The organism is Desulfobacula sp., from assembly GCF_030611305.1.
GTDB lineage: Bacteria > Desulfobacterota > Desulfobacteria > Desulfobacterales > Desulfobacteraceae > Desulfobacula.
Window position 1 is genome coordinate 36,961 of the sequence record NZ_JAUWQB010000003.1, and the last position, 12,061, is coordinate 49,021.

Genomic DNA, 12,061 nt, shown 5'->3' on the forward strand with positions numbered 1-12,061 from the left:
ATTCCTCCTAATCACTAAGCAAATCGATATATTCTGCTTTATTATTTAAAACGTCATCTATCATTGCTACTTTCCAGCCTGCTTTTTGAAATATCGATGTAAATTCAATCTGGCTGGATAATAAAAATGCCACTCTCTTTTCAATCCAGCCCAGTTCTGCTTCTGCGACAATTTGTCCTTTCCCATCAACAAGCTCAAATCCGGCTTCCGGGACCGAGCAGTTCATTTCAGCCAGTTGTTTTATAAGTTTATGCAAGGCAGGATCTACTAACTCAAAAACTTCGTCCCACTCACTCTTCGTCCCAGAAACATCTTCTGGTTCTGTATCTCTAAATCCTTTGTATGCAACACCATTGGCCATATCCTGCCCGGTTATGAAATACGAGTGTGGAATAAACTGAAAAAGATTATACAAGCGAAGAAATCCATTCCAGGCCACTTCAAATTCTTTGTTCTCCTGAAATTCATCAAGATCTTCCAGTCTGCAGGCAATATACATTTCAGATGCCTTATTTGTCTGAATCGCATCTTTCTGAACAGCAATACTGATTTGTAAAAAACTATTTTTTAACTTTGGCTGGAACAAACCATAAAACCATTGATCCTGCTTAACTTCAAAAGCATCTTTAATAATCTCGTTTACCTCTACAGGAAATCTTGTTTCTAAATTTTCAAACCATTTTGATTCACCCTCGGACGTTCCATATGTGACATTATCAAGATGAATCAGGCCGTGGATAAAAGCATGACAGCTCCACTTTTCAGCATCTGGATTAACTAAAAAACGAATCAGCCACTCAAAGCTGTCAATATTATTTGTTTTTCTTAAATTTTTTATTTCGTATAGTTCAGTCAGTTGATTATATTTTAAAATCTTTTCTTCTTTTTGAATATGGGTATAATTTTCAAAAAACGAGTTCTGATTTTTATATTGATTTTCAATATCTTTCCAGGACAATGACCATACATAGAAATTATTGCTTTGTGCAATTGCACACCTTTGATGCATGTCTTTTCCAATACGGTCTTTATGAAAAGCAAATCCATCGGTAAAAACAGCAATGGGTTGAAGCCCCTCCCTGGCACGGGCTGGCCTGAATACAAAATCCGCCCTTGATTTAACCAGAACACCGTCCGGCTGCCCTAAATCAACCTGCAATTCAATATACCAGGCTCTGTCACCAATTTTATAAAAATATCCTGGTTTTCCATTGACCACTTCTTTCTTAAGCGAAACCGGCAGGTTTTCTTTTTTTACCCTTCTTAAGGCCTCAATAAAACGGGCCTCAAGAACACTGTCAAAAAGTGAATTGATCTTGATATCTTTCAAGGTTTTTGTCTGGATTAAAAGATCCTTGTACTTCAAGATCTCAGACAGCATCTCAATTGCTGTATCCCGGGATGTCCCGGACATGGTGTAGTTTCTGCGATAAGCAAAAAGACATTTGTAACATCCGTCTTTTTCAGGATTCTGGTTACAGGAACAGGATTTTAGAACTTCAATGGCTTTTTCAAAAACTATCATCAATGGTTTTTTGCTCCGCATCAATTGTTTCAAATAACCCGTACCGCCGGGAACGGTATCGTAAATAACAATAAATTGTTTTCTATGACTTGAGCCTGCAACCGGCTCTTCATGCAGCGCCGTCTGGATGTGGTCAATATTGCCGCCAAACATCTGTTTCAGCCCGAGATGCAATGCAGCAATAAAACTATGGAGTTTTTTATCCGAGCTTTCAAGGGATATAATGGGCAATAACATCATGATAGCTTCAGATGCAAATTCTCTATACAAATAGACACAATCAGCAAGATTTTTTTCTGAATCTTTTTTGCGTGACGGGCAGGTTAAGGAGTGTTTAATCTCACCTTTTCTATCTTGAATTTTCCCACAATATTTGCAGATTAAAAAACCCTTTCTGGGCAGCTCCAAACCTGCAATACTTACTTTCTCACCGATTTCCTCCTTTTCTCCAAAATTAATTTCCCTGAAATTTGCTTTGGATAAAAATTCAAAACCAAATGGCAAGTCATCTGTTTTTACTTTGTACGCATCTGTTATATCTGTTTCTTTAAACCCCACAACCATCTGTTTATTGAAAAAACTTGTATTTCGTTCATCATTATCGTCACTGATACGACTCTCTCTATCAGAGGTCGTGGCAAACATTTGCCGCATCCTCAGCATATTTCTTTTCTGGCCTGCATCTGACCACAATGGACTTCCACACTGGGGACAGGATGAATACTCAGAGATAGTACCTTCAATGGCCATAAACGAACACTTGTCGCACAACCGCCATATTTCAACTTCCGAAACGGACAAATCAACTTGGTCGATCACCACTTTGCGGCCACCAGCATAAAAAGTGCTGGCTGGTGCAAGCTCACTGATGGCACTCACAGCCGGTCTTTCAAAATCATAGGTGAATATGTCGTAATTGCTGCCTTGCTCCTGAGTCTTTGCCTTTCTTCTGTGAATGATGGAACGAAGCATGACACCGGCCTGGGGGAATGCATAATTCGGCAGCAGTCCTTCATCTGTAAAAAAATTTAAGGTATGTTTATCATTAATCCGTGTGACAAGTGAATGAAGCCCTTTTTTTTCAATAACAAGCTCTCCAAGCTCTTTTTCATAATTTTTGTCTTTTGCCTTTTCTCTCTTTTTCTTTCTGATTTTGGCATTTAGCGCATAGACTTTCTTTTTAAGAGACTCTCTTGCCTTGTAATGGTAAGCCAACTGATCAATGATCCGGTATGCAAGGCTTCCCTCACTCTCATCATTACCCCGGACAAATTTTTTAAGAAACAAAATGGACTCCGAAGTTAAAGTTTTTGAAAACAATTGAATAAATTCATCAAGGATAATGGTCTGGTTAGTTTCAATGAAATTTAAAAAACTATGGGGAAATTTATTGATATCAACAGGTACAAGATTGCTCAAAACATGCCTGAGTTGTTGTGGAATCGCATTATCACTGATACCGTTTTCAACCCACTTGTCAAAGCAAAATGCTGTGAACTGCCGCTCAAGTACTGCCGAAGCATTTAAAAAAATGCCCGGAGGTTCGATTTGACCTGAAATCATGGCTTTGGGGTCTGCAAAAAAATAAAGATCATGGGGGCTTGCATTTGCCACAGTATAATTCAGTGAATTTCCATTTTCTCTTCCGGCCCTGCCGATTCTCTGGAGATAATTTGCCTGGGCTGGAGGTACAGAACAAAGTATGATCGAGGAAAGATCACCAATATCAATCCCCATCTCAAGGGTGGGGGTACATGATAGAAGATTGGGGTCCCAGGGGTTTCGATCTTTTCTCTTAAAATCTTTCTCAAGGGTTTCTCTTACATCTCTTTCAAGAAGACCTGTATGTTCTGCTGCAAATATCCGTTCTATATCTCCTGACGCATATAATTTCCCATAATAATCAGGCCCGGTATCCATCAAGGTGTAGGTTCCCGGGCAATTTTGCCTGATGCAATAAGCATTCTCCCAGAAAGTTTGTTCCTGCAATGAGACAGACAGGTTGTGACTGCATTCCCTGCAGGTAAACTGGATAACATCTTTGCTTACATTAAAACTTTTTGGATAGATTCCCCATACCGGCTCATTATTGATTTTATGCTCATATAAAATTTTATCCTCAACAAGGCTTTTCAGTGTGAATTCATAAATTGAACGTATCAGCTCTCCCACAAGGGGATAAAAAGGAGAAAAGCATTTATCCGCCCAGAATTCATACCAGGTCATGCGGCTGTTTTTTTTACTGAAAATCTGATCAAACCGATATGATTTTTTTGCAGTCAGAAACGCAGGCGTCCTGGCATTAATACTGAAATTCGGCATCCAGGGAATCCGGTTGATAATATAGGGCTCGCCCCATCGTTCTATAAAAGCATCCAGCTCTGTATAATAAAGTCCGCCTACATTTTTCAGGTGTGTTAGAAATCCTGAAAGAAACAGTTTCACACTCTTTGTGTTTAATTTTTCAAAACCGCCGATTTCATTTTTCAATATTTCTAAAAGCTTTTGGGACATTGCATCAAGCAGGACAGGATTGACATGGACAATGGATGAACTTGTTTTTTCAAGGGTACGCCCGATGCGGGTTCTAAAACCATATTCGCTGTATATTTCCCATTCGATCCGCTTATGTACCTGATGTTTCAGGTCGGAACCTTTGGGAAGAATTCCATCCTTTTTTAATTTAGCATAGTCTGGAAGCCATGCCATGTTTGGCGCAAGAAACGTTGAAATAAACCTGTTCTCATCCATTTTATCCGACCAGTACCTGATAAATTTTTCAGACACCTGATCAAGAGATATCTCTTTTGTATCCTCAATAAAATGCTGCAAAGCACCTCTAAAATTGAAACGGAATGTCCTTCCCTCAAAAAAACCGGCTCGATGGGCTGCATCCTGTACAGAGTCTGAAAAAGTTAAAAGCTTTTTGTCATCATTAAAAGTGGAAGAATACAATTGAGCAATCAGCACACTGGTCAGGCTGGCCGCCCTTGATCCGAGAATGGTAAGGCTGTTATATCCCCCGCAATAAGGGCAATTGTGCGTACCAAAGATTCGGTCGTTCCTTCGGATTTTCGTGTTTGGGATGAAAACAGGTATCATTTTGCTGCCGCCGCAATTGGGGCAGTCTTTTTTATCTGAGCCTGAAACCAAATGAAGACAATCCGTGCAAAGGCTGTTGAATAGTCCATCCATGAAGAACTGTGTCGAATTTTTCTTTTCCGGAAAAATAAAAGTCACTTTAGGATCATTCTTAAAAAAGGCAATATAAAATGATTGAAGATCCGGATTAATCTCATTATCCATTTCCCGTTTAAGACCGGCCCATCCCATGCTGTTGCAATCTCTGCAATGGATAAGGGGCAAATGCTTTTTCAGCTGCTCTTCATTCAGATCATCAGCAAAATTGATACAGGGTTTTGCCGAAACCTCACCCACCATGCGCCGAAGCTCCCTCATCCAGTGTTGATACCTGACATGAAGAAAGGGAAAAATCGTATCATTTATTTTGATTCGTGCAATGGAGACAAGGGTCAGAAGACTTGCGAAAAGATTTATTTTATGCGCCGGGGCAAGCGATTTTAAATCGGCAGTACATTTTTCCAGCTCAAACAATATGTCCCCATAGCTTTTGCTTTCACCCTTGAGTACCTTGAGCAGGTTCTGGAAAAAACTGTGGCCCTTGAGCTTTTCACCCAGTTCAAACCGCCACTCCATATCTTCAAAATCTTTTTCCAAAATGATTTCATCAAACCAGAGCTGATACTGCATCAGGGCATAAGCTTTGAAATTGTCGTAGACTCCAGGGTTTAATCTGTCCATCAAGTCAGGGGCGACAAGATCTACCCGTGTGATCATACTCTTTTCTAAAAATTCACCGGGTGAAATTCTGGATTCAGTGATCACGGCATTTTCATCAAACGGTTCCCCAAACACTTCCCGGGCATATTCAACAAGACAATCCTTTTGTTCTTCACTGCCAAGAGTAGCTGATGTTCCGATACAGCATAAAAAATCTTTTGGTGTATTCAGACGGGCTTTTAACCTTCGGACAAGACAGGCAAGATCAGAGCCTTGAGCCCCGTCAAATGTATGCAGTTCATCAACAACCAGGAATTGAAGGGTTTCAGGTACTGCCTGTGACCACAATGGATAATCTTTTGCCCGTATGAGAAGATAGTCCAGCATTTTATAGTTTGTCAGCAGAATATCCGGTGGGTTTGCCCTTAATGTCTCTTTGTGGGTGATGATAAAATCCTGACCCATCACCATGTGGGGTTCTTTTTCACTCTGACCGACATACAGCCCTGCCGTGACCATCCCTTTCAGATTTGGATTGTCGTATATGGCCGTGGCGAGCCGTCCGGCCTGGTCAGTGGCAAGTGCATTCATGGGATAAATAAAAATAGCCTTGATTCCTGGTTCACCCCTGTGCTGATAGCAAAAATTGAGCACAGGATATAAAAAACTTTCTGTTTTACCGGAACCGGTTCCCGTAGCTACAATGGTGGATCTTGGTTTTTCCCCTGAAAGACGTTCAAAGATTTGCTCCTGATGAAGATGGGGTGCAAAACTCATGGGAACATCAATAAAATAATCCGGCCTGCCCGACCCTTTTTTAAACGGAAGCTGGACAGACAAATAAGGGCCTTTAAACACCTTGTCATCTTCAGATAACAAGTCATCAACAATCCCGTGGAAAAATGGCGTGGACACAGGAAAGGTGGTCTTTAAAAAATCCTCTACGCCTTGTTTTAACTGTTGTGAGAGTATGGATGGTATCATTTGAGCTTCACCAGCACTTTCCAATATCCGCCCTTTGTAGAACCAACTCTTTTTAACGCCCCCATTTTTTTTAGTTTTTCCATATTATTTTGTATGTTTCTCAAAGTGATTCCTACAATTTCAGACAAATTTTCCTGGGTAAGTTTTCTATTTTTTTTTATGCTCTTTAAAATCAAGATTTGATTTTTGGACAGACTGATTTTTTTTTCTACGTCGTTTGTGATGTTTCTTACGTCTTTTCTTACGTCGTTTGTGATGTTTCTTACGTCTTTTTCTAGGTCGTTAGACTCTTTTACAGGGTCTTTTTCCAGGTCGTATGACCGTGTATCCAATAATTCGACCCTGAAAAAATCTCCAATCTCACTGATTTTGTAGGTCGCTGTCTTTAATTCTTTAAGTTGTTTTCTGATGCGAATAAACCCGGTGCCGTATTTTTCAATATCTCCTGTCAAAAAAAAGGCTTCTGCCACAATCTTATTCCGGATGGAAGAGATATAATCATCCTTTTCCAGGTCCTTGAGGGTAAGCTTGCCGAATAAGGTTCCAGGATTTGAAAAGATGATCCGGTTATCAAAGATTTTAATCACAATATCAGTGGAGTGTTTATAATCCCTGTGCACCACAGCATTTAATAAAAATTCCCTGATCACGTCTAAGGGATACTGCCATACTTCCTTACGCTCAAGGCTCCCGTCAAATTCATAGGAAAGATTGATATGTTTTTTAATAAAAATCATTGCCTCTTCAAGAGCAGTCAAAAGCGGTGCTTTAATCAAAAGATCGTCTATAATGGTATCTTCTGCTTTAAAACGGCCAATATGAATTGAATACCCGTGATTCCCGAATAAGAGCATACCGGCAAGAGTGGTTTTGCCGGCTTTGATGAATTTAAGCTTGGTCATATTGGTCGCCATGTCATCGAGAAGGCTTATCCGTCCTTTGGAGTTCACCTTTTCAATGAATTTTTCCATGAGTGTTGTATCAAGATCAGGCAGGCTTTCATCAACTATATGGGCATCAAAGGAGATATCAAGGCTCTGCTGCCGAAGGTCAACGATCTCCTCCAGGCTTAACATGTGATTGCTGTTTTTAACCCGCTTGTAATATCTGTTTTTATAAGCAACCGGCTTTACAGGATATTCATTTATCTCAAGTACCAATATGGTCTTGCCGTCAACTTCATAAGTATCAGAATGGGGAAGAAGCTGGGGATAGGTAGATGTCTTGATGTCATTGAGGTATTTTTGTTCTGTCTCAGCTCCCAACTCAATACCTTTGACCTTCCCTTTATCATCCAGGCCCAGGATAACCTTTCCACCCCTGGTATTGGCAAAGGCCACCAAAGTGATAATCACTTCTTTTCCAAAGGTTGATTTAAATTCAACCTTCCGGGATTCTTTTAAATTTTTAAAATCCATATGATTCCCCTGCTTTAGCCCCTATTTGCGGGATTCTTGAGATGTTCCCGAAATCTATTTCGGGAACATCCCGGCTTAAAATTGATTTTTTCAATCTTTTCAATCAGTTATCCTCAATAGCGGTGTAACCACCGTGACCGACTGAACTCACTGATTTCTTTATGCGAATTATTCATTCTCACTTTCCATTATCACCTCATTATTTTCAAACCAGTCTTGGTGAATAGCAAAGTGCTTTACGGCATCTGGATTTTTTGTGTAAGCAACAATTGCTAAACTTTTTTCTGCTCTACTACAAGTTACATAGAAAAATCTACGTGTTCTATCAATACCGGTTTCTTTACCTTCTGATTCATTTTTTATATCTGTTGTAGTACGACTTTTTGCTCCAAAGAGTTTTTCATAGCTAAACAAAAATCCCCGTGCTTCGGCATCATCCAAAATTACCATTACACGAGGAAATTCTAATCCTTTAATGCCTTGATGGGTTCCAAATGCTGAATTGTCAGAAATATAATCAGCGTATTTTTCTAATTGCGTGAATTGACAGTTTAATGCTCCTTCCCAAGCATCAATACTTTTATCATTATCATTTTTTGAATTATCTTCAAAAGTTTTATCTGAACGATCAACAATCATTGCAAATTGATCAGGAAGAGTAAAAATGTTTAATTCTCTAATTTTTCTTAAAATATCTAAAAGAGATGGTTCTGATTTATTGTTCCATAGCATTAATAGTGTTTCTAATGCTGTATTTGCATTTTTTATTTGCTCAATAGGACTATCACAACCTTTTAGGAAATTTTTATCCAGCAATGGAGAGTATTTTTTCATTATCTGTGCAACAGCAAATTCATCGCCCAATTGTTTGGCTTTAATCAGCGGTAAAACTTCACGAATAAAAAATGGAATACCTGTCATGCTGCCATCAAGCAATCCAGTTGAATCACTTGTGGATTTATATAGAGGTTCAAAAAAATCAATAAATCCGCTTCTTCTTGCTGCCATATGATGTTCAAGCGTTAAGGTTTTAACCGCTGAATGCAAATTTTTCCAAGAGTCATCGTTTGTAAATTCAGACATTTGTTCAGAAATCTGTTTTTCTATGGCCTGCTTATCCAATTCAATATTTGAATCAACAATGAAGATACGAACGACACCCTCAATATTTGTACTTGCAGGTTCCTGTATCTGTCCATCAACATCTGACCTTATTTTATTAATAAGTGTAATAACTCGCCTTGGACACCTGTAATTAATTACCTTTTTGGGTGTTTCCCAAGAATCGGGAATATTAGTTCCCAAATCAAGTTTCCCGTCAGTGTAAATTCGTTGCATAGTATCCCCAAACAATCCCAACACAAATTTGTCTTGATGGATTGTTTGAATTGTAAAAAATGCTTCTATCAATTCTTTTTTTGTATCTTGACTCTCGTCAATAAGCAATATTGGATATTTCTTAATAAGAATCTGTTGCATCAATGGCTTATTCGATAGAAAAACTGATGCTATTTTAATCACTTCTGCATGGTTTAACGAATCACGGGAACTATTTGTACCATTCGGATTGTATGTAAATGATTTGATTTTATCCAAGGTCTCTAATCTTTTTTTCTTCGACTCAATTTTTGAGGCTCTATCACTTGCAGCTTTTGTTCCTAATCGTCCTTTACGCTGTTTTTCTTCAAGATCAGATATTACATTTTGGGTATCACTACGAATCCATCCTTTAATGTCCCTCTGAAATGGCCGAATCAATTCCCAAGAAAAACTATGTATCGTTGAAACAGCAAAGTTTGAATCAAACTCAAGACGTCTTTTGATCTCATCGCTGGCAGCATTAGTATACGTGATTATTGCCACTTTTTGACCGCTAATTTTTAAATGATGAATATTTTCTTTTTTAAATTTTTTTAGGACTTCTACAAGCGACCGGGTTTTTCCTGAACCAGCTCCAGCAAAAAGAAAAAAACTAGTTGGCTTTTCTAAATTTAAACAGGAATATATTTGATCATCAACACTGATGGAGGAGTTACTCATCAAGAACCTCCTGTGATGTTGTACCTGAGCCTAAATAGTCGTTATCCTTATATTCTAATTTTTCTTGCAACCATTCTAATCCTTCGGCAATATATTTCGGAGGTTCAATTCCGCTTGGTTCTTGAAGATATAAAAGATCCAAAGCCATTTCTGCTTTTTTCCCAGTACCAAGGGCATCAAACATTGCGGTCATAGCTTCAGGTAAGGTCGGTTTTGATAGTGCCTCCGACATTTTTTTTATAAGTCCGGTTGGTTTGGTCAAATCCCTGAACAGTTCAACATTAGAAAAAGTTAAAGCATCTTCAAAAGTATATGGGATAACCTCCTGGTTTTTATTGTCCCATGTAATTTTAAACGGATACTGATAGGCAACTCGGACTAAAGCGTTCTCGGAGACTTTTTTATCCATAGGAAAATCCAACAATTCATCCAGATTTTCTTTTTGAGGTATCCAGTTCTTAAGAGTGTAATTACCCGATCTATAACTTTTGTTTCGCTCAGGTTGAATTTTGTTGATACTGTCACTATTAATAGAATCAATATCTGTTATGACAAGAGTAATTAAACCTAAATCTTCGATTAATGGTTTCAGCCTATGGGCATGACTTCCTCCTATTTCAAGAATCGTTATATATCGAGAATCTAGTTCAGGATATTTTTGAGATATAAAATGGGGGAAAAGGATACGCTCAGCCGGTCCCTCCACTAAAATAACTGCATCTGCAAAAAACAAATCACAATGTGTTGTTTTTAAGTAGCGAGTCGCAAACTTGGATGTGTCATCTTCCTGTCCGAAGGTTTTCGATAAGTTAACAACTGTAGCATTAGGTACTTCATTTTTATTGTTAGCCGGATTCTTGCGAAAATATCTCAAACATCCAAAATCATTTTCGTGTGCTATATGGCTTGAATGCGTGCTGACAATCATTTGTGTTGAATGTTTTGCTGAATCTTTTAAATTCTTATGATTACGCAATACATTGTAAGCTTTTTTTATAAATACCTGCTGCACTTGTGCGTGTAAATGGGCTTCTGGCTCTTCAATGAAAACAAGATGTAATGGTTCGATGATATTGTCAACTGTTTCAAGAGATTTGCCAGCTTTTCCTTTTCTCATCCATTCATCTCTAAAGCGAATTAATTTAAACACCATGGAAACAAGATTTTGATAACCTAGCCCATTATATTTTTCAGGAAGAAAAAGAGGTGGCTCCTTAGTAGAATTTTTGCCCTTTGTTATACTAAATTGCACGGCACTATCATGACTAAGGCCATCAATTGGATTGATTTTACTGGTTAATGTAATTTGAGGATCACTAAATCCCGGATAGCCAAGACTTTCCAATTCAGATATTGCAGACCTAAAGCTTGTTTTAAGTTTTTTATCAAATTCATTTTTTGCATTTTCGATAGCAGTCAATGCATCTAAGTCACCTAAAGTTGGTTGTTCATAAGGGTTAAGGTGCTTGTCAAAATAGCCTCTAAGTTGACTGGACAAATTGCCGATACTATTTCCAGAATTGGTTATATCGGATGTTTTTGCATCAGAAAAACCTCTTTGAGCATTTATAATATCTATTTTAAAAAGACCTTTAAACGGTTCTATATCAAGAGATACAAAATTATCTGGTAATTTTTGTAAATTAGCTACACCGTCAACAGGATCAGCAAGCTTTGACGGGTCAAGCAAATAAGGTTTAATTTTAAAGCGACTATATAAACGTTTCTCTAAAAATTCCTTCAGGGACTGAGGCCATAATGATAGTTTGGTTTCGCTACTATTTTTTAAAGCTGTTTCAGTGGCAGAATTAAAAGCTTCTTTAAATTCCTTATATAATTTTTCAATATCTCTTGGTTCAAAACTTAGACGAACCCCAAGTGTCCCTCCATTCCAAGAAAGAGTAGGAATAAGATGGCTTACATAGTGAATTTGGCTCATATCAACATCAATCCAGATGTCAATAGAAGGGAGGAATGATAGCCATTGGCCGATATCCAAATTAAGCTCTGCCGAGTTGTTACACTTAACCCAAGTAGAGCCTATTTCATTTATACCATACCAGTTAGAAAGAGTTATGTCGGTCGTCGTTATTTCTTTATGTCGGTTTTGTTTAAGGAATAGTATCAATGCATCCATTGCAGATGTTTTGCCACTATTATTAGCACCTACTAAAACTGTCTCTTTGTCACCAAATTCGATGCGACATGATTTCAACTTTCTGAAATTCTGTATTTCAACAAATTTAATTTTCATATTTTAATGTCCATTGTTAATTCCTTTTCTTTAACTTGG

At 38.2% G+C, this 12,061-nt stretch carries 4 protein-coding genes; all 4 read right to left on the reverse strand.

What is annotated here, in order from left to right; translation table 11 throughout:
• Positions 1-7 precede the first annotated feature (7 nt).
• Entirely contained in the window at positions 8-6,310 is a 6,303-nt protein-coding gene (locus QAI40_RS01075) for a DEAD/DEAH box helicase (protein WP_299976275.1), read from the reverse strand.
• Positions 6,307-7,728, reverse strand: a complete 1,422-nt coding sequence (locus QAI40_RS01080) for an RNA-binding domain-containing protein (RefSeq protein ID WP_299976278.1) — start codon at positions 7,726-7,728, stop codon at positions 6,307-6,309. The genes QAI40_RS01075 and QAI40_RS01080 overlap by 4 nt, the downstream gene beginning before the upstream one ends.
• Positions 7,729-7,896: 168 nt before the next feature.
• Positions 7,897-9,768 carry a UvrD-helicase domain-containing protein gene (locus tag QAI40_RS01085; RefSeq protein WP_299976281.1) on the reverse strand — a complete coding sequence of 624 codons (1,872 nt, stop codon included), beginning with the start codon at positions 9,766-9,768 and terminating at the stop codon, positions 7,897-7,899.
• On the reverse strand, positions 9,761-12,022 hold the full coding sequence (locus tag QAI40_RS01090) for an ATP-dependent nuclease (RefSeq protein WP_299976284.1): 2,262 nt from the start codon (positions 12,020-12,022) through the stop codon (positions 9,761-9,763). The genes QAI40_RS01085 and QAI40_RS01090 overlap by 8 nt, the downstream gene beginning before the upstream one ends.
• Positions 12,023-12,061 lie beyond the last annotated feature (39 nt).

Excerpts from the sequence above, each read along its gene's own strand:
- QAI40_RS01080 (WP_299976278.1), bottom strand. The coding sequence starts at position 7,728 with ATGGATTTTAAAAATTTAAAAGAATCCCGGAAGGTTGAATTTAAATCA.
- QAI40_RS01075 (WP_299976275.1), bottom strand. The coding sequence starts at position 6,310 with ATGATACCATCCATACTCTCACAACAGTTAAAACAAGGCGTAGAGGAT.
- QAI40_RS01085 (WP_299976281.1), bottom strand. The coding sequence starts at position 9,768 with ATGAGTAACTCCTCCATCAGTGTTGATGATCAAATATATTCCTGTTTA.
- QAI40_RS01090 (WP_299976284.1), bottom strand. The coding sequence starts at position 12,022 with ATGAAAATTAAATTTGTTGAAATACAGAATTTCAGAAAGTTGAAATCA.